The 21,986-nt window shown below is 61.2% G+C and carries 16 protein-coding genes and 4 tRNA genes; 5 read left to right on the plus strand and 15 right to left on the minus strand.

The genetic code is table 11. The features are described 5' to 3' along the window. From MHM84_RS19550 to MHM84_RS19595, 10 genes are read right to left on the minus strand one after another with little or no spacing between them, the layout of a single operon-like run. Entirely contained in the window at positions 1–663 is a 663-nt protein-coding gene (locus MHM84_RS19550; RefSeq protein WP_239268396.1) for a cytochrome c oxidase subunit 3, read from the minus strand. Next, positions 635–2,248 (minus strand): cbb3-type cytochrome c oxidase subunit I, encoded by a 1,614-nt coding sequence (locus tag MHM84_RS19555; RefSeq protein ID WP_239268398.1) that lies wholly within the window; start codon positions 2,246–2,248, stop codon positions 635–637. Before MHM84_RS19555 ends, MHM84_RS19550 begins: the two co-directional genes overlap by 29 nt. Continuing rightward, complete coding sequence (gene coxB, locus MHM84_RS19560; RefSeq protein WP_239268400.1) at positions 2,245–3,264, minus strand: cytochrome c oxidase subunit II; 1,020 nt, start codon at positions 3,262–3,264, stop codon at positions 2,245–2,247. Before coxB ends, MHM84_RS19555 begins: the two co-directional genes overlap by 4 nt. Next, positions 3,257–3,784, minus strand: coding sequence for a hypothetical protein (locus tag MHM84_RS19565; RefSeq protein ID WP_239268402.1), 528 nt, complete (start codon positions 3,782–3,784; stop codon positions 3,257–3,259). The genes coxB and MHM84_RS19565 overlap by 8 nt, the downstream gene beginning before the upstream one ends. After that, positions 3,777–4,811, minus strand: coding sequence for a hypothetical protein (locus MHM84_RS19570; RefSeq protein WP_239268404.1), 1,035 nt, complete (start codon positions 4,809–4,811; stop codon positions 3,777–3,779). The genes MHM84_RS19565 and MHM84_RS19570 overlap by 8 nt, the downstream gene beginning before the upstream one ends. Continuing rightward, complete coding sequence (locus MHM84_RS19575; RefSeq protein WP_239268406.1) at positions 4,808–5,407, minus strand: c-type cytochrome; 600 nt, start codon at positions 5,405–5,407, stop codon at positions 4,808–4,810. Before MHM84_RS19575 ends, MHM84_RS19570 begins: the two co-directional genes overlap by 4 nt. After that, a complete protein-coding gene (locus MHM84_RS19580) occupies positions 5,404–5,934 on the minus strand; it encodes a DUF3341 domain-containing protein (RefSeq protein ID WP_239268408.1) in 531 nt (176 codons plus the stop codon). The genes MHM84_RS19575 and MHM84_RS19580 overlap by 4 nt, the downstream gene beginning before the upstream one ends. Then, positions 5,927–7,291, minus strand: a complete 1,365-nt coding sequence (gene nrfD / locus MHM84_RS19585; protein WP_239268411.1) for an NrfD/PsrC family molybdoenzyme membrane anchor subunit — start codon at positions 7,289–7,291, stop codon at positions 5,927–5,929. Before nrfD ends, MHM84_RS19580 begins: the two co-directional genes overlap by 8 nt. Beyond that, positions 7,288–10,413 carry a TAT-variant-translocated molybdopterin oxidoreductase gene (locus tag MHM84_RS19590; RefSeq protein WP_239268413.1) on the minus strand — a complete coding sequence of 1,042 codons (3,126 nt, stop codon included), beginning with the start codon at positions 10,411–10,413 and terminating at the stop codon, positions 7,288–7,290. Before MHM84_RS19590 ends, nrfD begins: the two co-directional genes overlap by 4 nt. Beyond that, positions 10,401–11,054: a cytochrome c3 family protein gene (locus MHM84_RS19595; RefSeq protein ID WP_239268415.1), complete on the minus strand. Its 654-nt coding sequence runs from the start codon at positions 11,052–11,054 to the stop codon at positions 10,401–10,403. Before MHM84_RS19595 ends, MHM84_RS19590 begins: the two co-directional genes overlap by 13 nt. Before the next feature lie 226 nt (positions 11,055–11,280). Between MHM84_RS19595 and MHM84_RS19600 the strand changes: the two genes are divergently transcribed. Further along, positions 11,281–13,584, plus strand: a complete 2,304-nt coding sequence (locus tag MHM84_RS19600) for a cation-translocating P-type ATPase (RefSeq protein ID WP_239268418.1) — start codon at positions 11,281–11,283, stop codon at positions 13,582–13,584. Between the two features lie 24 nt (positions 13,585–13,608). Here the strand turns inward: MHM84_RS19600 and MHM84_RS19605 are convergent. The 5 genes from MHM84_RS19605 to MHM84_RS19625 all read right to left on the minus strand — a co-directional run bounded on the left by MHM84_RS19605 (position 13,609) and on the right by MHM84_RS19625 (position 15,136). Next, a tRNA-Asn gene (locus MHM84_RS19605) sits at positions 13,609–13,684 on the minus strand. Positions 13,685–13,712: 28 nt separating this feature from the next. Further along, a tRNA-Asn gene (locus MHM84_RS19610) sits at positions 13,713–13,788 on the minus strand. 28 nt (positions 13,789–13,816) lie between these two features. After that, positions 13,817–13,892 (minus strand) — tRNA-Asn (locus tag MHM84_RS19615). 157 nt (positions 13,893–14,049) lie between these two features. Continuing rightward, positions 14,050–14,126: transfer RNA gene (locus MHM84_RS19620), tRNA-Met, on the minus strand. A 98-nt stretch (positions 14,127–14,224) separates the two neighbouring features. Next, positions 14,225–15,136, minus strand: a complete 912-nt coding sequence (locus tag MHM84_RS19625; RefSeq protein ID WP_239268606.1) for a choline ABC transporter substrate-binding protein — start codon at positions 15,134–15,136, stop codon at positions 14,225–14,227. A 260-nt stretch (positions 15,137–15,396) separates the two neighbouring features. On the opposite strand from MHM84_RS19625, the gene betI reads away from it, so the two are divergent. The 4 genes from betI to MHM84_RS19645 all read left to right on the plus strand — a co-directional run bounded on the left by betI (position 15,397) and on the right by MHM84_RS19645 (position 21,915). Continuing rightward, a complete protein-coding gene (betI, locus tag MHM84_RS19630) occupies positions 15,397–15,993 on the plus strand; it encodes a transcriptional regulator BetI (protein ID WP_239268421.1) in 597 nt (198 codons plus the stop codon). Positions 15,994–16,040: 47 nt separating this feature from the next. Further along, positions 16,041–17,510, plus strand: coding sequence for a betaine-aldehyde dehydrogenase (betB, locus tag MHM84_RS19635; RefSeq protein WP_239268423.1), 1,470 nt, complete (start codon positions 16,041–16,043; stop codon positions 17,508–17,510). A 90-nt stretch (positions 17,511–17,600) separates the two neighbouring features. After that, the gene (gene betA, locus MHM84_RS19640) at positions 17,601–19,286 is read left to right on the plus strand and encodes a choline dehydrogenase (protein WP_239268426.1); all 1,686 of its coding nucleotides are present in this window, start codon (positions 17,601–17,603) and stop codon (positions 19,284–19,286) included. Positions 19,287–19,464: 178 nt separating this feature from the next. After that, positions 19,465–21,915 (plus strand): acyl-CoA dehydrogenase, encoded by a 2,451-nt coding sequence (locus tag MHM84_RS19645; protein ID WP_239268429.1) that lies wholly within the window; start codon positions 19,465–19,467, stop codon positions 21,913–21,915. Positions 21,916–21,986: the final 71 nt, after the last annotated feature.

Raw genomic sequence — 21,986 nt, forward strand, 5'->3', positions numbered from 1 at the left:
TTATGCGCGTAGCAGGTATAGGGTCGTGAAGATGAACACCCAGACCACATCCACGAAGGCCCAGTAAAGCCCATTCATTTGAATCTGACGGCCCAGCCGCGGGGGATCGCGCCAGCGCAAGGTGAACACGACCAACACGCTCAGCATGCCGAGCCCGATGCTCATATGCACGGCATGCAGCCCGGTCAGCACGTAATAGAAGTTGAAGAACATCTCGGCACGATCGGGATGCGCCCCCGGATATTCGAATTCCAACCCCAGGATCGGCATCAGGTTTTCGGTGTATTCGTGATGCCATTCGTAGCCCTTGATACCCAGAAAGACAACACCGATGGATATCGTGACGATCAGGAAGATCAGCGTCAGCCGACGCCGCTCGGCATTGGCGGCCCGTTCCGCCAATGCCATGAACAGGCTACTGGTGACGAGTAGTGCCGTGTTCAAAGTGCCCAGCCTAAGATCCAGATGAGTCGCCGCTTCGGCGAATACCTCGGGGTAGGCAAAGCGGTAAACGGTGAATCCCGTGAATATTCCTCCGAACAGCATCAGTTCGGTGGCCAGGAATATCCACATGCCCATCAGGTCCGCCTGACGCTGCTGAGTCAGGTCGTCGAACTGCTCGTCGGGCGCCGCCTTACTTGTTGTCGATGGTGTCGTAGTCATAAGGAGGTCCTGTCACGGTTTGCGGCTCCAGGAAGTTGTGCTTGGGTGGCGGCGAATCCGTACGCCACTCCAGCCCGGCGGCACGCCAGGGATTGGGTGGGGCTCGCTTACCCCAGCGCAGCGACCAGAGCAGGTAGACCAACGGCAGCAGGTAGCCGATCGCCAGCACCCCGGCCCCCAGCGAGGACATGACATGCAGTATCTGGAAGTCTTCCGGATAGGTTTGGTAGCGCCGGGGCATACCGGCGTACCCCATCAGGTACTGCGGGAAGAAAGTCAGATTGAAGCCAATGAACAACGCCAACGCCGCCACCTTGGCCCAGATCTCCGGATACATACGCCCGGTCATTTTCGGCCACCAGAAGTGCAACCCACCGATATAGGCCGTGACCATGCTGCCGACCATGATGTAGTGGAAATGCGCGACCACGAAGTAAGTGTCATGCACGTGGACGTCGACCGCCAGTGACGCCAAAAAGATGCCTGTGAATCCGCCGATAGTGAACAGTCCGACGAAGGACAGCGCATAGATCATGACCGCCGAGAAGATCAGTTTTCCCTTGTACAGGGTCGCCGTCCAGTTGAAGGTCTTGATGGCCGACGGCAGTGCCACGAAGAACGAGAACAGCGAGAACATCAGCCCGGCATACAGGCTCTGGCCGGAGACGAACATGTGGTGCCCCCAGACCAGAAAGCCGAATACGGAGATTGCCAGAATCGACAGGGCCATACCGTGATAGCCGAACACGGTCTTGCGCGAGAAACAGGTAATCAATTCCGATACGACCCCCATCCCCGGCAGGATCATGATGTAGACCGCGGGATGCGAGTAGAACCAGAACAGATGCTGAAAGAGGATGGGATCGCCGCCCAGCGCCGGGTCGAAGATACCGATCCCCAGCACACGCTCGAGAAGAAGCAGGATCAGGGTCGCGGACAGCACCGGTGTCGCCAGGACCATGACCAGACTGGTGGCATAGTTGGCCCAGACGAACAGCGGCAGACGAAACCAGGTCAGCCCAGGTGCACGCATCTTGTGGGTGGTGACGATGAAGTTGATACCCGTGGCGATCGACGAGAAGCCCACTACAAATATCCCGATCAACGCCGCCACGACCGCCCGGTCGGCATACTGGGTCGAATACGGCGTATAGAAGGTCCAGCCGGTATCCACACCACTGGTGATTACTGCCGCGATAGTGAACAAGCCACCCACGGTGTAGATGTACCAGGAGATCAGGTTGAGCTTGGGAAAAGCCAGATCCTTGGCGCCGACCATCAGCGGAAGCAGAAAGTTGCCCAGCGTATTGGGAATGGACGGGATCAGGAAGAACCACACCATCACCACGCCATGAATCGTGAACAGCTGATTGTACGCGTCGGCACTGACCACATCACCGTCGGGCGTCATCAGCTCGAGGCGAATGACCAGGGCCGCAAGCCCACCCAAAAAGAAGAAGGCCGTAATCGATATCGTGTACAGCCACGCGACGCGTTTGTGATCCGTGGTAAGCAGCCAGTCGCGAATCTTCCACCCGCTAGTCAGATAGCTTTCGCTGGCTTGATTGGCCGCAGCTTCGCTCATTGGCCTTCTCCTTCATTCCCTTCGACCGACGTCCTGATCCAGTCGCCAGGCTGCAGGGACTTGATATAAGCAACGATGCGCAAGATCTCCTCCTCCTTGAGCTGTCCGGCAAAGCTCGGCATGATCGGTTCATAGCCAGCTGCGATGTGCCTGTCGGGCTGCAGGATCGAGTCCCGAATATAGGCTTCGTCCGCCAGAATCACCTCGCCGCTCTCGAGAGCCACGCTACGTCCATAGAGGCCATCCAGCGAAGGGGCTCGAACGCTCGACTTGCCCATGTGACAGCCACTGCAGCCATGCGCCTCGAAAAGCTGTTTGCCGGCGGTGGCCAGCGTCTGGCCGGATCCCTGCCGGGTAAGCCAGGCCTGATAGTCTCCGCGCTCCATGACCACCACCTTGCCCAGCATGCGCGAATGAAAGCTGCCGCAGTACTCGGCACAGAACAGCCGGTACTCCCCCGGTTCGGTCGCCTTGAACCATGCCGTCTTTTCGGTACCCGGCACCACATCCCGCTTGATGCGGAACGCCGGCACGAAAAAGCTGTGTATGACGTCCTGCGACGTCACGCGCAGCCGAATGACTTCGTCCACGGGCACGTGCAGCGCATTGATCTCCCGCGTGCCGTCGGGATGCTGTATCTTCCACATCCACTGCTTGCCGACGACATCGATGGTCATGGCCGGCTCAGGCCCGCGATAGCCATCCAGGTACAGCGTCGTCGCCCAGGCGAAAAAGCCCATGAAGGCCACCAACATTGCGGCAAGCACGGCAATCTCGACCCGGTTCTCGGTACGGGTGGAAGGTAGATTGGAGCGATCGGCTGTCTTGTTTCCCGCCCGGTAGCGAAAACCGAAGAAGGCGATCAACCCCACCACCATCAGTAGAATGACAACGCTAGCGCCAACCAGAGCGAAATAAAGATGATCGACATGGCCGGCATGCTCGGTCGCCTGCGTCGGGATCAGATGCAGTCCCTTTTCCACCTCGGGCAGATAGGCTGCCACCTCATCATTCATTCCCTGCCTCCTGTCCTACCCGGGGATCGACGATCACTTCCGGCTCCGCTACGGCTTCGGCCGCCGAGACATCCACCTCCATATCGACGGCATCCACGCCCTTGCCAACCGGCGGTTCTGTCAAAACGATCCCTTGGTTGGCATGCACGCCCCGCTCGGGCAGGCCACGTTCCGCCAGCAACTGCATGGCCCGCTCGATGGGCATGTGTACACGCCCAATCTCCCGGTCGACCCAACCGAGGCCATGCAACTGCTCGCTCACCGCTCGATTGAAGACGGCTAGATCCACCTTGGGCGCGGCTTGCAGCTGCGGCACCTCCGGTATGTTGGCCGGCACCGGATCCCCGGCGAACGGGTTGGGCGGGTATGGCACCTCCTCCCATACCGAGGCCATGAGCATCCAAAGCGCCAGCAGACAGAGCGGCACGAAGCCCGCCATGAAGGCGATGAACAGCACGGGAATGCGCGCCGGCACATCACGCTGCTCGTGTCCTGCAGTGGGATTGGCCGCTTCACTCATTGCGCTTCTCCTGACGTTGCAGGCTTCGTCCTATCAGCCAAAGAAAACCGCCACCGAGCGCCACGATCGCTGCCGGATCGAGCCAGGTCTGAGCCGACCGCCACTCCTCGAACGCGGGTAACACCATCCATTGCGTTTGCAGCACGTAACCGACGAGACAGATGCCGGTGGCAATGCGCAGCCATACCCCGCTCTGCTTGGCAGCCGTGGATAGCAGAATGACAAAGGGAATCAGCAGGAAGAGCACGAACGAGGTTCGACCGATCCACTGCCAGCCCCCTTCGGCACGGTGGATGTACCAGACGATCTCGTCAGGGATATTGCCCGACCAGATGATGATCAATTGGGAGAATCCCATGAACGCCCAACTCAGCAATACGGCAAGCCAGATGTTGGCGATGTCCTTGCGTATCGACGGCGTGACGTGCGGTGCAAGTATCCACAAGCCTGCCGCCATGCTGCTGGCCGTCATGGCACAGATCCGCTCCAGGCCGAACACATCCGAATAGAACTCGGGCTCCAGCGACATGTACCAGTCGGTGGAAAAGAATGTCAGGGTGAAAACCCACAGAATCAACCCCGGCGCCGCGACAGGCTTGGCAAGGCGCGCTTTGTACGCCACCAACCAGGCTAGCCCCAGCCAGACGACGAAATAGATTGCCCAGCGCACCAGCAGAAAAGGCTCGTTGAGATAGAGCAGCTTGCGACGCACTACCTCGGGCAATTCACTGGGTGGACGTGTCCACGAGAACAGCTCGTCGACACCGAACAGCAACGGCAGCATGACCAGCGCAAACAGTGGCATGGTCATCGCCAAGGCGCGCCACACCGTCTGGCTGGCCTGGCCCCAGGCACCCCCGGTCATGCCGAAGGTCATCAATACCGCAATGGCTCCCAGCGGCAGCGCTCCCCAGGTCAGCGAAGCCACCAGCCAGCTACGCAGGAATGCGCTCCAGTCGTAAAAGGCGCCGACGGCGCATATGGCCAGGGCCACCAGGCCGATGATCGGTACCAGCGGTCTCGTCATTGGTGGCCCTCCTGTCCTGCCGATATCGGGGGTTGCGTCGCTGACGTGTCGTGCTGACGCAGCTCGGTGCGTTGCTCCTCCGTCAGGTCGTCCAGCTCGGCATACTGGGAAAGCTGCAAGGCCTGGATGTAGGCGGCAATGGCCCAGCGATCATGCGGCGGCACACGATCGGCGTAGGAGTACATCACCCCATAACCGTCGGTGATGACATCGTAGAAATGACGCAATGGCGCATTGCGCAGGCGGTCGGTATGAAACGATGGCGGCGATGGGAAACCGCGCTGCACGATCATGCCGTTGCCATAGCCGGTGCGTGCATGGCAGGGCGAGCAGTAAATATTGAATTGCGCCTGCCCCCGTTCGAGCAGTTCTCGTGTCAACGGCATCGGCAAGGTCTCCGACACGGCCAGCTCGACAGGCGCATCGCGAGGCACGGTGCCCGCGACGGGCACACGTGCCGACTGGTCGTCGGGCCATTCAGGCGCCGCTTCGTAAGTCTCGTACTTGGGCTGGTTGGCCATCGGCTCCTGGTCGCAGGCCGTCAACGCCATGACCAGCGCCAGCGTCAGGATGGCGAATCCTGCCAGGCGACTCATTCCGGGACCTCCCAGACTTCGACCGCCGCCAGTTCACGCAGGCGCTCGATCGTCCTCCCTCCGGCATAACGGCTATCGTAGCGATTCACGATCAGAAAGAAGCCATCGTCCGTGGCGCGTTCGAACTCGCTGACGTTGAAAGCCGGATGATAGGGCCGGGGCAAGCGGTTGCCGAAAAGCATGGCTACGACAGCGCCCACTACCGCGAACAGCAACCCGAACACGAACGCGGGAATCAGGAACGCTGGCCAACTATGCAGTGGTTTTCCGCCCACGACGAACGGGTAGCTGAGCACGCTCGCATACCACTGCATGAAATAGACACCAGCCGCCCCGAGAATGGCCGCGATCAACGACATGATCGGCACCCAGCGCGGCTTGAACGCCATGGCCTCGGTCAGGCCCTCCACCGGATACGGCACACAAGGCTCGAGTCGCCGATAACCGGCCTTGCGCATGCCCTGCACGGCGGCCACCAAAGCTTCGGCAGTCTCGAAGCGCGCCATGACGCCATACTCCTCAGCCATCCTCGCCTCCCTTGTTGCGCTTGGCGATGAGTCCTCGCATGTCATGCAGAGAAATCAGCGGCATGATCCGTACGAAGAGCAGCAAGAGCACGCCGAAGACCCCCAGCGAACCGATAAAGACGGCCCAGTCCCAAACCGTCGGCCAGGCTTCGCCCCAGGCCGACGGCATGTAATCGGCATGCGTCGAGGTGAAAACGATCTGGAAGCGTTCGAGCCACATGCCGATATCGCTGGTGATCGCCAGGCACAGCATGGCGATCGGCGAACGACGCACCCGCTTGAACCACAGCAACTGCACCAGCACCACATTGCAGAAGATCATGCTCCACCAGGCCGGTGCATAGGGCCCGGTCCAACGATCGATATACACGTAGCGGTAATAGTCCTCACCGGAATACCAGGCGAAGAACATCTCCTGGGTGTAGGCGTAATCGACGACCAGCGCGAACACCAGCATCATGCGCCCCAGGTAGTCGAGGTGAGTACGCGTGACGAGATCCTGAAGTCCGAACATGCTGCGTAGCAGCACGGCCAGCAGCGCCACCGTCGAGAATCCCGAGAACAGCGCCCCGGCCACAAAGTACGGTGGAAAGATGGTGAAGTGATAGCCCGGCACGATGGACACCGCCAGATCCAGCGAGATGATCCCGGTGACGGCCACCACGATGGGAGCCGCCACCGAAGACAGAATCATGTTGGCCTTCTCGTAGCGCGCCCAATGCGTGGCGGAGCCGCGCCAGCCGATGGCCAGCGTGCCGTAGAACACCCGGCCGAACCAGCTCGAGGCCCGGTCGCGCAGCGTCGCCAGGTCGGGCAGCAGGCTCAGGTACATGAACGATGCGGTGAAGGCCAGATAGGTGAAGATGGCGAAGAAGTCCCACACCAGAGGGCTGCGCCACTGCGGCCACAACTCCATGTCGTTGGGGTATGGCAACAGGTAATAAAAGAACCAGGGACGCCCCAGGTGGATGATCGGATAGGCACCGGCCAGCACCACCGCAAACATGGCCATGGCCTCGGCGAAGCGGTTGATCGAGGCGCGCCATGGTTGTCGGGTGATCAACAGCACGGCGGAAATCAGCGTGCCCGCGTGAGCGATCCCGATCCACCAGATCGTGTTGGTGATGGGAAAGCCCCAGGCGACGGGAATGTTGATGCCGAAGAGCCCGACCCCCACCTCGAACACATAGCCCAGCGCGGCGAAGAACATCAACGCGATCAGCGCACAGACGAGCAATGCCACGAACCACGAGCGCGGCGAGGGATCACGCAGCACCAGATTGCTGATCCGCTCGGTCAGCCGGGCGTGGGTGAGATCGGGAGGCAGCAAGGGGCGATGCTTGTCGTGCCGATTCATGCCTTTCCTCCCCTGCCGTTGGCTATCGGGTCAGGCTCGAAGATCCTCACGATCTGTTCGTCATAATCGAGGCCTTCCGCCGATGCCTGATGCACGTTCGCCTTTTCCTGCTCCGGCGCGACCAGCGGATCGGGCTGCGGTGCCTCGACATCGTGGTTGGGGTTGCCGACACCGGCCAGGTACGACACCCGCGGTCGCGTGTTGAGGTGTTCCAACATGCCATAACTCAGCGGATGGTCCTTGAGCCGCCTGACGTGACTGCGCTCGTCGCTGATGTCACCGAACACGATGGCCTGGGTCGGGCAGGCCTGTTGGCAGGCAGTCTGCAGGGCACCATCCGGAATCGGTTCATCGTCGATATCCGCGGTGATGCGCGCCCGGTTGATGCGCTGGACGCAGAAGGTGCACTTTTCCATGACCCCGCGCGAGCGCACCGTGACCTCGGGATTGTGAACGGGCTCGGGCTGCGTATAGGTTGCCTGCTCGCCGGTGTAATCGAACCAATTGAAGCGTCGCACCTTGTACGGGCAGTTCTGCGAGCAGTAACGCGTACCGATGCAACGGTTGTAGATCATTTCATTGAGCCCAGAGGCGGAGTGCTGGGTAGCCTCGACGGGGCACACGTATTCGCACGGCGCGTTCTCGCAGTGCATGCACAGCACCGGCTGGAAAAACAGATGCGGACTCTCCGGCGGGCCTTCGAAATAGCGGTCGATGCGGATCCAGTGCATTTCACGGCCGCGCGACACCTCTTCGGGGCCAACGATGGGTATATTGTTTTCGGCCTGACAGGCCGTGACGCAGGCATTGCAGCCAATGCAGGCGGTGAGGTCGACAGCCATGCCCCAGGCATACTCGGCCTCCCGCTCGGCGGGCCAGGGCTCGGGATACAGGGATTCGTGAGGCCCCGGATGCTTGGCGAACTCGGGATGCTTGCGATATTCCTCGAGCGTGGTGGCGCGAATCAGGTCGCGCCCATGAATGGCATGGTGATTCTGGGTCGTGGCCAGCGTCTCGTGGCGATCCAGCGTCTCCAGCGTGACCGGGCTCGCCCAATGGCGGTCCGTGGTATGAAACACATAGGCATCGCTGCCGACGCCGTCGGCGATATGCCCGATACCCTTTCGGCCATATCCCAGTTGCAGCGTAACGGCGCGATCCGGCATGCCCGGCAGTGGATACACCGGCACCTCGACCTCGGCCTCGCCGGCTTGCGCCTTGACGCGTACCACATCACCCTCTTTCAGCCCGTATTCCTGCGCCAGTACGGGACTGATCAGCAAGGCATTGTTCCAGGTCAGTTTGGTCAGCGGCCGTGGCAGTTCCTGCAACCAGCCGTTGTTGGCATACGAACCGTCCCAGACCGCCGGGTCGGGTTGCAATTGCAGCGTGATGGCATCGTCGGGAATACGTTCGCCTGGGGCGAACGACAACGTGTGCATCCAGTCGTCACGCAGCGGCGAATTCAGTGTGGCGAAAGCGCTGTCGGCGACCATGCCGTCGCGCAGGCTGCGCCGCCAGAACGTTTCGAAATCGCTGCCAACGTACTGCTCCAGCCAATAGTCGATCAGCAACCGACGCGCATCCTCGTCGGTGCCCTGGCCCATGGCCGCCAGGAACTGTAGGGCGCTCTTGCCGCCGTGCAGTGGTTGGATCAACGGCTGCAACAGGCTGATGGTGCCATCGTAGGCGCGGGCATCGGCCCAGGTCTCGAGCGGGTGGCGAGCCGGAATGTGCCAGTGGGACACCTGCCCCGTCTCATCGTAATATTCGCCCCAATGCAGGCGCCAGGGCACCTGACGGTAGGCCTGCTGAAAGTCCAGATCGGCCGGTGCCGTGTAGACGGGATTGGTGCCCATGACCACCAGCGACTCCACCCGGCCGTCCTGTATTTCCCCGGTCAGCTCGCTCAAGGGGCGTGCAGTGTGGCCGACATCCACCGGCTCGATATAAGTCACCGTCTTGCCATAGGCGCCCAGGCGCTCGTTGATGGCATGGGCAATGGCATGCACTTCGGGCGGTTGCTGATCGCCAGGAACCACTACGGCCCTGCCGGCATGCCTTTGCAGATCGTCCACCATCGGCTGCAGCCAGCTATCCGGCACTACCGGCTGCGCGGGCGGCTCGACATCGAGCCCCATGGCCACGGCGAACTGGCGAGCGAAATCGAGTGTCTGGTGATAAGGCAGGCGATAACGGTGGTCAGCGATGCTACCGGTAATGCTGGGCGTCGACTCGACGGCATACAGGCGAGCCAGAAATCCATCGTTGTCGCGGGGGCGGCGCTGTTCCATGAAATCGTGGGCATAGCGCAGAAAGCCCGGCTGCGCCTGCATGAAATCGGCGCCCAGCGAGGCGACCACCAGGGCCTGGTCGAAGTGGTAGACCGCTTCCCGCGGCTCGCCGAACAGACGCTCCGTACCGGCATAGACGGCATAGCGATCGATGGGCTCATGCACGTACCAGCGTGCCTGTGGCCAGCGCTCGAGTAGCGCCTGTAGGTAGGCGAACTGGCTTGGCGAGGTCAGGCTACCGGTGAGTAGATGCAGACCGCGCCCTTGTGTGTCATCCCAGACCAGGCGCTTCTCGTTCAGTTCGAGCAGGAAAGTGCCGTAACCGGCCACCTCGCCGCGATTCATCACCGCGGCCGAGCGGTCCGGGTCATACAGCGACAATACCGAGGCCTGGGAGAAGACATCGCAGGCCCCTAGCGTCGCCGGATGGTCCGGATTGCCCTCCAGCTTGACTGGGCGTCCCTGATGAGCCTGTGCCAGCAAGCCGTGGGCGTAGCCGCCGATCAGATGCGAGGTGGCGTAATAGCGGGGCATGCCCGGCACTTCGCCCTCCGGCATGTTGACGTAGGGAACGATGAATTCCAGTGGTTGCCTGCCGCAGGCGGTCAACCCGGCCAGTGCCATGCTGGCCGCCATGAGCTTGAGTGCACCGCGCCGATCCATGGGGGCTTCCCAGACGGCGCCCAGGCGAGGGAATTCCTGATTCAGGAACTGGCCGAAAGTCTCGCTCTCGGCCAGTTCCTCCAGGCTGCGCCAGTACTGAGGTCCTCGCGCCTGGCCCAGCCGCTCACGAATGTGCTGCAGTTCGTCGTGGCTTATCGATGACATGTGACGCACTCGGTCAGGTTGTCCTTGCGGATGGCATAGCGTTCCAGCAGCTCATGGCCCGGAATTCCGTCCTTGGCAGGGTCGTAGCCCATTGCCGTGATCTTGTCGGCAGGCCGAAGATTGGGTTCGGGGTTACGGTGACAGGAGAGGCACCACTGCATGGTCAGAGGCTTTCTTTGGGACGTGATAGGCATCTCATCGACACGTCCATGGCACGACTCGCAGCCGACGCCGTTGTTGACGTGAGCGCGGTGACTGAAATAGGTGAAATCGGGCAGATCATGCACCCTGACCCACTCGATGGGCTCATCACGCTTCAGGCTCTGCCGCACCGGCTCGAGCATCTCGGCGTTGGTCCACAGTTGGGAATGGCAGGTCATGCAGGTATAAGTGGGAGGCAGGCCGGCAAAATCGGATTTTTCGACGCCGGTATGGCAATACTGGCAGTCCAGTCCCAGACCGCTCACATGATGCTCGTGACTGAAGGGCACCGGCTGTTCCGGTGTGGTATATACCCCGGTGTCGTGAGCCGAACTTCCGATCGTCACGGCAACCAGGATGAGGATCACGACGCCGAAGGCGCCTCCCCAGAGTGCCATGCTGACCAGCGAATTTGCCCGACGGGGGAAAATTTGCGGCATCGGTCTCTCCCTGACCTTGCTCTTATTATCTCCTCATGTTGCCGTTATCCGGCCCCAACCAAGCTAACTATAGGTAAGGATCGCTCGGTTTCGCCAACTAGCAGGCAAATAATTTTCCTTGATTTTATTGTTTTTTAAAGAAAAAACAGGCTAGTGGCCAAAGTCGACGACGGTATGGCCTAGTTTGGCTATGCTCAGCACGGAACCGTAAAATGACGAGCCACACATGCCGCAACGCTTGCCTGGCAGCGCCAAATCGTCTGCCGGCCTGTCTCCACATGACACGACGGCCGGCACGGAAGAATGTGACGCCATCTTTGCCGTGCAAGGCATGTGGTGCAGCAGTTGCGCCTTCGCCATCGAACATTTCCTCAAGAAACAGCCCGGCGTACTCGATGCCAGCGTCAACTTCGTGACGGCGACGGCCCTGGTACGCTGGTCGCCCAACGCGACGGGGCAGGCGTCGCTGGAGCGGGGCATCGCCTCGCTCGGTTATCGTCTGACCAGCCAGGCAAGCACCCAGGACAGCCGTGAAAGGCTGGCACGGGCACGTCGCACCCTGATCGTTCGGCTTGGCGTCAGCATCGCTTTCGGCATGTGGACGCTGATGGCCTCGGCGTTGCTGTACTTCAACTATGGCCTGGGTCCACGGGTCGACTGGATCATAGCCCTTGTGGCTAGCCTGCTTGCCCTGCCCGTAGTGAGCTATGCAGGCCTGCCCTTCTACCGGGCGGCCTGGCGCACGTTGCGTGCCGGGCACCCCGGCATGGATGTGCTGGTCAGCCTGGGTGTGATCAGTGCCATGCTGTTCTCTGCCTGGCATCTCTGGCGCGGGTCGCCTGACGTCTATGTCGACACGGCAGTCATGTTGATCACCTTGCTGCTGATAGGGCGCCTGGTGGAACTGGCCAGCCGCCAGGATGGCATGGAAGCATTGGCGAGCCTGGACAGCCTTTCTCCCGAGAGCGCCAAGGTCTGGCGACACGATCGCTGGGAGACTCGGAAACTGGAGGATATCCAGTGCGGCGACCGGGTCCATGTCGACGCTCAAGCCACCCTTCCCTTCGATGGCTCTCTCGATGACGACCGGGCCCTGATCGACCGCGCCGTATTGACCGGCGAGACGACGCCCGTACTGATGACACGAGGCGATCGTGTCGAAGCGGGCTGTGTCAATGCCGGCCCCGCCCTCACCTTGCGTGTCGAGGCACCGCTGGGCCAGCGCTATATCGACAGCTTGCGCAATCGCACCCTGCAACTCTATGCCCGCAAGGGCGAATTCCAGAAAGTGTCGGATAGTGTCGCCCGCTGGTTGCCCTCCACCGCCCTGGGGCTAGCCGTGGGTACGTTCATTCTGGTATTGGCGCGCGGCGCCGCCCTGGACGAGGCATTCGCCTGGTCGCTGTCGGTATTGATCGTCGCCTGCCCTTGCGCCGTGGGCCTGGCCATTCCTGTCGTCACGCAGGCAGCAACCGCTCGCGGGCTACGCCAAGGCATCGTTTTCAAGGACCTGAGCGCGTTCGAGACGTTGGCCAAGGCACGCAGCATTGCCTTCGACAAGACCGGCACTCTGACCACCGGACAGCTCGGCATCCACGCCATCCATACCGCTTGCGGCGTTTCCGGCGACGACGTGCTGCGCCTCGCCGCCCAGGCGGAACAGGGCATCACGCACCCGGTGGCACAGACGCTGCGTCGCCATGCCGTCGAGCGGGGACTGACGCTAGTCGATGACCTGATCACCACGCACTACCCTAGCCAGGGCATTGCGGTACGCGAGCCACAGGGCGACATCCTGCGTGTAGGCTCGCCACGCTGGCTGAAAGAGCAAGGCATCGATCTTCCTGAGGTTGACGACAACGCGGGCAAGCTCGTCGGCGTGGCCCGAGGAGAACGTTGGCTGGGTACCCTGATCCTCGACGAGACGTTGACGCGCGACGCCGCGGCAGCGGTGGCGCACTTCCGAGATGCCTCGTTCACCCTGGCGTTGCTGAGTGGAGATCAGGCAGCCAACGTGCATACGATCGGGCAACGTGGCGGGTTTCGCCGCAGCGAGCGATTTGCCGAGTTGACACCGGACGCCAAGGCCAGACTGGTCGACGCCCTACCGAAACCCTCGGTATTCGTCGGCGACGGCATCAACGACACTTTGGCCCTGGCCACAGCCACAACAGGCATCAGCGTTGCCGGTGCCACGCCACAGGCGCGAGACATCGCTTCGGTGTCGCTGCTCACGACAGGCATCGGCCAAGCGTGGCAAGCACATCGTCTGGCACGCTCGGCCTATCGTCTGATGCGCCAGAACCTGGTCTTCTCGGTGGCCTACAACGCGCTGGCCCTAGGCCTCGCCGTATGGATGCCTATACCGCCAGTGATTGCCGCCGGCGCCATGGCGTTCAGCTCGGTCAGCGTTCTGGCAAATGCAGCGCGGCTCTATATTCCACCGGATGACGACGCACGAGCGCAGAAGGCATTGCACGAATCGCCAGGACAGACGGATCAAGCAAGCGAAGCGAGAGCGGCGGGATGATACATGAGGAAAATAAAGAGAAGATGGCTCCCCGAGCAGGACTCGAACCTGCGACCCAATGATTAACAGTCATTTGCTCTACCAACTGAGCTATCGGGGAACGACATAATCTGACTTCGGCGGGAGGTTGGCTCCCCGAGCAGGACTCGAACCTGCGACCCAATGATTAACAGTCATTTGCTCTACCAACTGAGCTATCGGGGAATCGCCGAATTGTGGTGTGCGAGTCGTTTGGCTCCCCGAGCAGGACTCGAACCTGCGACCCAATGATTAACAGTCATTTGCTCTACCAACTGAGCTATCGGGGAACTTCTCGAACACGCGGCGTAGTATACGGAACGAAAAAAATTCGTCAAGTCTTAGCAGGTTACCTAACGGCCCAACGTGAACCGCCCACCGCCCTGCGAGCCTCCGTACCATGAACGAAAAGCGCCCGAGGGAATCCCTCGGGCGCTTTCTCGATTCTGGTGGCTACGCCCTGATTCGAACAGGGGACCCCATCATTATGAGTGATGTGCTCTAACCAGCTGAGCTACGTAGCCATTGCACATGCAGACAACCCGGTTACGCATTGCCGCAACGGGGGCGAATTATGCCTGCCGGCACGGGGCTTGGCAACCCCATCCGCCCCCCTTTGGCGTTACTCGCTGATGCCCAGCGACTCCTTGACTGCCGGCAGACCCGGCTTGCCATTGACGGTGGTTACCCCATCCAGCCACTGGTCGAGCACCTCGGGATGATTCTGCAGCCACTGCTGCGCAGCGTCTCGCGGATCCTGACCGTCATCCATGATCGCTCCCATGATTTGGTTTTCCATGGTCAGGGTGAATTGCAGGTTGTCGAGCAATGCGCCGACATTGGCACACTCCTCGACATAGCCGCCACGCGTATTGGTGTAGACGGTCGCCCCGCCGAGGTTGGGACCGAAGTAATCATCGGCACCTTCCAGATAGGCCATGTCGAAGTTGGTATTCATGGGATGCGGCTCCCAGCCCAGGAACACCATCCAATCCTGGCTGCCGGTCCGCGACTTCAACTCTGCCAGCATGCCGGCTTCGGAAGAATCGACCAGTTGCCAGTCGCCCAGGCCGAAAGCGTCATCGTCGATCATGTCCTGAATGATCATGTTGCCATCGTTACCGGCTTCGATACCGAACAGGCGCTGCCCGAACTTGTCGGCATGCGAGTCCAGGTCGGCCACGGAGGTGACGCCGGCGTCGTAGACATACTGCGGCACGGCCAGGGTGTACTTAGCACCTTCGAGGTTGGCCCCGGTACGGTCGACCTGGCCCTTTTCGATGTACGGGTCGCTGATCGAAGCCATGGAAGGCATCCAATTGCCCAGGAACACATCGAAATCGCCATTCTTCATCCCGGCGTAGGCGATCGGTACCGAGACAGTATCGCTGGACGTCTCGTACCCCAGCCCCTCCAACACTTCGCTGGTCAGCGCCGTGGTCGCCGTGATGTCCGTCCAGCCGACTTCGGCAAAGCGCACCGTCTGGCAGCTTTGCGGTACCTCGGCCATGGCCAGCGGAGCGGCACCGATCATCAGGCCACCAATCATGAGCGTAGCGGGGGTCATGTTCGCCATCGTTGAATCTCCTGTGTGAATGGAAGCGCCTGTTTCAGGCATGCTGAAAATAATTTCGATAAAATCAGCTTATGGTAATTGTGGATTGCCATTCCACTATACTATGGATTTTTTATTGATTGAACGTTCAATAAAAATATTGCAAACTGTGATCCAACGGTTGGAGGCAAATTCACGCCGCACGTCAACCGGGGGCAACCTACAGAGGAGAACCAACGGTGCCCAAGCTCGGAATGGAACCCATTCGTCGACGCCAACTGATCCAGGCGACCATGGAAGCGATCGACGAAGCCGGTCTGGCCGATGCCACGGTAGTGCGCATCGCCCGGCGAGCTGGCGTGTCGGCAGGCATCATCAGTCATTACTTCGGCGGCAAGGATGGCCTGCTCGAAGCCACGATGCGCAACATTCTCGGTGACTTGGGGGAAGCCGTCGCAAGCCGACGCGCCAAGGCCGACGACACGCCACGCGCGCATATCCGAGCGATCATCGAAGGCAACTTCGATCGCAGCCAGGTCAGCCAGTCGGTAATGAAGACATGGTTGGCCTTCTGGGCCTCGAGCATGCATCGTGAAAACCTGCAGCGACTCCAGTACGTCAACGACAGGCGGCTTTACTCGAACCTCTGTTATCAGTTCCGGCGTTGCCTGAGCAGAGAAGAGGCTCGCGATGCAGCGCGCGGCCTGGCTGCACTGATCGATGGACTCTGGCTGCGTGGCGCACTCGCCCCCGAAGGGCTTGACGTGGAACGGGCACGACGCCTGGCCTATGACTATCTTGACGAGTTATTGACTCGTGCCGAGTGCCACACCTGAATTTCGCTCCCACCCTCGTTCTTGATTCTGTCCCGCAGGAGGATTACATGGCCACATTCGAAACCCAGCAACTCTTCATTGGCGGACGCCGGGTGGATGCCACCTCCGGCGAAACCTTCGAGACGATCAACCCCGTCAATGGCGAAGTGCTGGCCAACGTGCAACAGGCGTCGCAGGCCGACGTCGACAAGGCCGTCACCACCGCACGCGAAGGTCAAAAGGTGTGGGGCGCGATGTCCGGCATGGAGCGCAGCCGCATTCTCAATCGCGCCGTGGCATTGCTGCGCGAGCGCAACGACGAGCTGGCCAATCTTGAAACTCTGGATACCGGCAAGCCGATCAGCGAGACCATTGCTGTCGATATCGTCACCGGCGCCGACTCCCTCGAATACTTTGCCGGTCTGGCTCCGGCCATCGAAGGCACTCAGATTCCGCTGCGTGAGACCTCGTTCGTCTATACCCGCCGCGAACCGCTGGGCGTAATCGGTGCCATCGGCGCCTGGAACTATCCGATCCAGATCGCATGCTGGAAGTCAGCACCGGCTCTGGCTGCCGGAAACGCCGTGATATTCAAGCCCAGTGAGGTCACCCCGCTCTCCGCCATCAAGCTGGCCGAGATATTCACCGAAGCGGGCTTGCCGGACGGCGTTTTCAACGTCATTCAGGGTCCGGGTAGCGTGGGCGCCATGCTCACCGAGCATCAGGACATCGACAAGGTGACGTTCACCGGCGAGGTGGGCACCGGTAAAAAGGTGATGTCAGCTGCGGCAGCTTCCACGCTCAAGGAAGTCACCATGGAGCTGGGCGGCAAGTCGCCGCTGATCGTGTTCGATGACGCCGACCTCGACCGTGCCGCCGACGCCGCGATGATGGCCAATTTCTATTCCAGCGGCCAAGTCTGCACCAACGGCACCCGGGTTTTCGTGCATCGCTCGGTCAAGAGCGCATTCGAAGCCAAGATCCGTGAGCGTGTGGCGCGCATTCGTGCCGGCGATCCGCTCGACCCCTCGGTCAATTTCGGTCCGCTGGTCAGCTTCGAGCATCTCGAAAAGGTCCTGTCGTACCTGGAAATCGGCAAACAGGAAGGCGCTCGCCTGCTCGCCGGCGGCAATCGCATGACCGAAGGGGATTATGCAAAAGGTGCCTGGGCTGAGCCGACCGTATTCACCGACTGCTCCGACGACATGCGCATCGTTCGTGAGGAGATATTCGGCCCGGTCATGGCGATCCTCGATTTCGATGACGAGGAAGAGGTCATCCGTCGCGCCAACGACACCCACTACGGGCTGGCTGCCGGCCTTTTCACCGAAGGGCTGAACCGTGCCCATCGCGTGATCCATCGTCTCGAGGCGGGTATCTGCTGGATCAACACCTGGGGCGATTCGCCGGCCGAAATGCCCGTAGGCGGCTACAAGCAGTCGGGTATCGGTCGCGAGAACGGCATCACTTCGCTCGAACACTACACACAGATCAAGTCCATCCAGATCGAAATGGGTCCTTTCCCGGCGGTGTACTGATCCCGCCTGCCATTGCGGGTGGCGGTTTCGAGCCACCCGCACCTTCCGTACTCCCTTTCGACCGTTGGTATTGTTAAGGAGGGCTGCTTCATGACGCAGGCTCGTGAATACGACTACATCATTATCGGCGCCGGTTCCGCCGGCAACGTCCTCGCCACCCGGCTGACCGAGGACGCCGACGTGCAGGTACTCCTGCTGGAAGCAGGCGGCCCCGATTATCGTTTCGACTTCCGTACCCAGATGCCTGCCGCGCTGGCCTACCCCCTACAGGGCAAGCGCTACAACTGGGCCTTCGAGACCGACCCTGAACCCTACATGAACAACCGGCGCATGGAATGTGGCCGAGGCAAGGGACTCGGCGGCTCGTCGCTGATCAACGGCATGTGCTACCTGCGCGGCAATGCCTTGGATTACGATACTTGGGCCAAGGCACCCGGCCTGGAAGACTGGAACTATCTGGAGTGCCTGCCCTACTTCAAAAAGGCGGAAACTCGCGACATCGGCCCCAACGATTATCACGGCGGCAATGGACCGGTATCGGTCGCCACCCCCAAGGAAGGCAACAACGAACTGTACGGCGCCTTCATTCGTGCCGGTATCGAAGCAGGCTACCCTGAGACGGAAGACGTCAACGGCTATCAGCAGGAAGGCTTCGGCCCCATGGATCGCACCACTACGCCCAACGGACGGCGTGCGTCCACGGCGCGCGGCTATCTCGATATCGCCAAGCAACGTGCCAACCTGACCATCGAGACTCACGCAATGACCGACCGCATCCTCTTCGAGGGCAAGCGGGCGATCGGCGTGAGCTACTCGCGCAAAGGGCAAGTTCAGGAAGTGCGTGCGCGCCGCGAAGTGCTGCTGTGCGCCGGCGCGATCGCTTCGCCGCAGATCCTGCTGCGCTCCGGCGTGGGCAATCCCGAGCATCTCAACGAGTACGATATTCCCGTGGTGCATGATCTTCCGGGAGTCGGCGAAAATCTCCAGGACCACCTGGAGATGTACATCCAGTATGAGTGCAAGAAGCCGATCTCGCTCTACCCGGCACTCAAGTGGTGGAACCAGCCCAAGATCGGCGCCGAGTGGATGTTCTTCGGCAAGGGCATCGGCGCCAGCAACCAGTTCGAGGCAGCCGGTTTCATCCGCACCAACGACCGGGAAGAGTGGCCGAACCTGCAGTACCACTTCCTGCCGATCGCGATCAGCTACAACGGCAAGAGCGCCGTGCAGGCGCATGGCTTCCAGGCCCATGTGGGGTCGATGCGCTCGATGAGTCGCGGCCGGATTCGCCTGACGTCGCGCGATCCCAGTGCGCCGCCGAGCATCCTGTTCAACTACATGAGCGACCCCAAGGACTGGGAAGAGTTTCGCGACGCCATTCGCATCACTCGCGAGATCATTGCCCAGCCCGCGATGGATCCGTACCGCGGCCGTGAGATATCGCCGGGGCCCAACGTGCAAACGGACGAGGAACTCGACGAATTCGTGCGCCAGCACGCCGAAACCGCCTATCACCCCAGCGGCAGCTGCAGGATGGGCACGGACGACATGGCCGTCGTCGACGGCGCGGGACGCGTTCATGGGCTCGAGGGGCTGCGCGTCATCGACGCCTCGATCATGCCCGTGATCACCACCGGCAACCTCAACGCGCCGACGATCATGATCGCGGAAAAGATGGCCGACAAGGTTCGCGGGCGCGATCCGCTGCCCAAGGCCGACGTGCCCTACTATGTCGCTGGCGACGCTCCTGCGCGCAAGACGCCCGCCAAGGCCTGACGGCGACAAGTCGGACGTGACTCGATTTTCCCTTCTGCCCCGCCTTCGCGGGGCTTTTTTTGCCTCTCGACAGTCTGGGCTTCGCACAGGCTCGGGCTAGCCATGCCAGTAAAAATCGACTAGCCTGTAAAAATTCAAACAATCGTTCGAATGCTTGCGCAGTTGCCTGGAGAACCCCATGCTTCAATTCATTCTAATCGTTGTCACCCTAGGCGGCCTGCTGGAGGTGATGCGCCGAGAGGCGGGTGCCGTTCCAGCCATCGGTGTCCTTGCCGTCACCGGCGTCATCGGTGTGCTTTTCGGCGCTCCTATCCTGGGCGTTCTGCTGCTTATCGGCGCGGCCATACTGGCCGTCCCCGGTGTCCCTTCCCTGCGCCGCCGCTGGCTGTCGCCACGCATCTTCGCCCTGTTCGACAAGGCCGCCCCCAAGGTGTCGAATACCGAGCGCTCGGCCCTGGAAGCCGGCACGGTGTCCTGGGATGGCGAACTGTTTTCAGGCAAACCGCACTGGCAGCGCCTGCTCGACTACCGGGACGAGGGATTGACCGAAGAAGAGCGCGCTTTTATCGATCATCAGTGTTCGGTAGCCGCCGGCATGTGCAATGGCTGGGAGATCGCCCGCGAGCGTGCCGACCTGCCCGAAGCGCTTTGGGACTATCTCAAGAAGGAAGGTTTCTTCGGGATGATCATCCCCAAGCAGTACGGTGGCCTGGGCTTTTCAGCCAAGGCGCAATCGGCCGTGCTGCAGAAACTGGCGGTCAACGAGACGCTGATGGTTTCCGTCGGCGTTCCCAACTCGCTGGGGCCGGGCGAACTGCTGCTCAAGTACGGTACCCAGGCGCAGAAGGATCATTACCTGCCACGTCTGGCCGACGGCCGTGAAATCCCCTGTTTCGGCCTGACCGGACCGCGGGCCGGCAGCGATGCCACGTCGCTGCCTGACACCGGCATCGTGTGCCGGGGAATGCACAATGGCGAGGAAGTCCTGGGTCTGCGCCTGAACTTCGAGAAGCGCTGGATTACCCTCGCTCCCATCGCCACCGTGGTCGGGCTGGCCTTCCGCATGTTCGATCCCGAGCACCTGCTGGGCGACGACACCGATCTGGGTATTACCTGTGCACTGATTCCGCGCGATACCGAGGGCATGCAGATCGGCCGTCGTCACCACCCCATCGGCAGTCCCTTCATGAACGGGCCGATCATTGGCAGCGACGTGTTCATTCCGCTGGATTACATCATCGGCGGTCCTTCGATGGCCGGCCAGGGCTGGCGTATGCTCGTCGAGTGTCTTTCGGTGGGCCGTTGCATCACGCTACCCTCCGGCGCATCGGGCGTAGGCCGCTATGCTATCGGCTGGACCGGCGGCTACAGTCGTATTCGTCGCCAGTTCAACATGCCGGTAGCCGATATGGAAGGTGTCCAGGAACCGCTGGCCCGCCTCACGGCACACGCTTATATCGCCCAGGCGGCAGTCATGCAGACCGCCAATCTGATCGATCACGGCGAGAAGCCGTCCGTGCCCTCGGCCATCCTCAAGAGTCAGTTGACCGAGTTCCAGCGCAACATCCTCGCCGATGCCATGGACATCCATGGCGGCCGTGCCGTGACGTTGGGGCCGCGCAATTACCTGGGCCTGGGCTGGAGCGCCGTGCCGGTGTCGATCACCGTGGAAGGCGCCAACATCATGACGCGCAACCTGATGATCTTCGGCCAGGGCGCGATTCGCTGTCATCCTTTCGTCCTCCAGGAACTGGCCGCCAAGGAAGCCAAGGATCTACGCGCCTTCGACAAGGCATTCTTCGGCCATGTCGGGCTGATCTTCGGCAATGCCGCTCGTGCATCGCTGCAAGCCCTGGGCATCGCCCGGCCACGTGTGCCCTTCGACGAAGTGGCCGCCCCCTACGCCCGTGACGTGTCGCGTCTGTCTGCCGCCTTCGGCCTGTGTGCCGATGCCGCAATGATCAGCGTCGGCTCGGGCCTCAAGAAACGCGAGATGCTGTCGGCACGCCTGGGTGACGTACTTTCCAACCTATACCTGACCTCGATGGTGCTCAAGCAGTGGCAGGCCGGCGATAACGTAGAGCATGAAGCGGCGCTGTTGCATTACAGTTGCCGCATGCTGCTGTTCCGTGCCGAACAGGCGTTGGTCGAATTGCTCGACAACCTGCCGAATCGCGCACTGGCCAAGGCGCTGAAGTTCATCGTGATGCCGCTGGGACGTCGCTGGGAGAAACCTCAGGACAGCCTGACCCGGGATATTGCCAAGGCCGTTTCCCTGGACACGCCACTGCGTCGCAAGCTGATTGCCAACACCTGGGACCAGCAGGACCAGGGGCAGCAGGACAATCCGCTGGCACGCTACAACGCCCTTCTGGCCGAGTACGAGCGTGCCGAACCGATCTATCGCGCTATCAGCAAGGCCTATGCCAAGGGCGAGTTGCCTGCCGAGGCGCTGCATCCCGAGCAGCGCCTGGAAGCTGCACTGGACGCCGGTCTGATCGAGGAAGAGGATGCCAAGTTCATGCGTCGCTACGAACAGGAGGTGCTCGACATGCTGACCGTCGACGACTTCGCCTTCGATGCCTTCGCCTCACATAAGGACAAGGTCGTCTGGCACGACGCGGCCTGAGCGACGAAGTCGGATAGCTCAGCAAAAGAAACGCCCGGTCACGGAAATGACCGGGCGTTTTCCTGAACGGC

Origin of the sequence: Halomonas sp. McH1-25 (genome assembly GCF_022348165.1) — a bacterium.
Taxonomy (GTDB): Bacteria; Pseudomonadota; Gammaproteobacteria; order Pseudomonadales; family Halomonadaceae; genus Modicisalibacter.

What these genes read in the sequence shown, in the direction of transcription:
- MHM84_RS19550 (WP_239268396.1), bottom strand. Translation starts at nt 663, where the DNA reads ATGACTACGACACCATCGACAACAAGTAAGGCGGCGCCCGACGAGCAG.
- MHM84_RS19555 (WP_239268398.1), bottom strand. Translation starts at nt 2,248, where the DNA reads ATGAGCGAAGCTGCGGCCAATCAAGCCAGCGAAAGCTATCTGACTAGC.
- coxB (WP_239268400.1), bottom strand. Translation starts at nt 3,264, where the DNA reads ATGAATGATGAGGTGGCAGCCTATCTGCCCGAGGTGGAAAAGGGACTG.
- MHM84_RS19565 (WP_239268402.1), bottom strand. Translation starts at nt 3,784, where the DNA reads ATGAGTGAAGCGGCCAATCCCACTGCAGGACACGAGCAGCGTGATGTG.
- MHM84_RS19570 (WP_239268404.1), bottom strand. Translation starts at nt 4,811, where the DNA reads ATGACGAGACCGCTGGTACCGATCATCGGCCTGGTGGCCCTGGCCATA.
- MHM84_RS19575 (WP_239268406.1), bottom strand. Translation starts at nt 5,407, where the DNA reads ATGAGTCGCCTGGCAGGATTCGCCATCCTGACGCTGGCGCTGGTCATG.
- MHM84_RS19580 (WP_239268408.1), bottom strand. Translation starts at nt 5,934, where the DNA reads ATGGCTGAGGAGTATGGCGTCATGGCGCGCTTCGAGACTGCCGAAGCT.
- nrfD (WP_239268411.1), bottom strand. Translation starts at nt 7,291, where the DNA reads ATGAATCGGCACGACAAGCATCGCCCCTTGCTGCCTCCCGATCTCACC.
- MHM84_RS19590 (WP_239268413.1), bottom strand. Translation starts at nt 10,413, where the DNA reads ATGTCATCGATAAGCCACGACGAACTGCAGCACATTCGTGAGCGGCTG.
- MHM84_RS19595 (WP_239268415.1), bottom strand. Translation starts at nt 11,054, where the DNA reads ATGCCGCAAATTTTCCCCCGTCGGGCAAATTCGCTGGTCAGCATGGCA.
- MHM84_RS19600 (WP_239268418.1), top strand. Translation starts at nt 11,281, where the DNA reads ATGCCGCAACGCTTGCCTGGCAGCGCCAAATCGTCTGCCGGCCTGTCT.
- MHM84_RS19625 (WP_239268606.1), bottom strand. Translation starts at nt 15,136, where the DNA reads ATGATCGGTGCCGCTCCGCTGGCCATGGCCGAGGTACCGCAAAGCTGC.
- betB (WP_239268423.1), top strand. Translation starts at nt 16,041, where the DNA reads ATGGCCACATTCGAAACCCAGCAACTCTTCATTGGCGGACGCCGGGTG.
- betA (WP_239268426.1), top strand. Translation starts at nt 17,601, where the DNA reads ATGACGCAGGCTCGTGAATACGACTACATCATTATCGGCGCCGGTTCC.
- MHM84_RS19645 (WP_239268429.1), top strand. Translation starts at nt 19,465, where the DNA reads ATGCTTCAATTCATTCTAATCGTTGTCACCCTAGGCGGCCTGCTGGAG.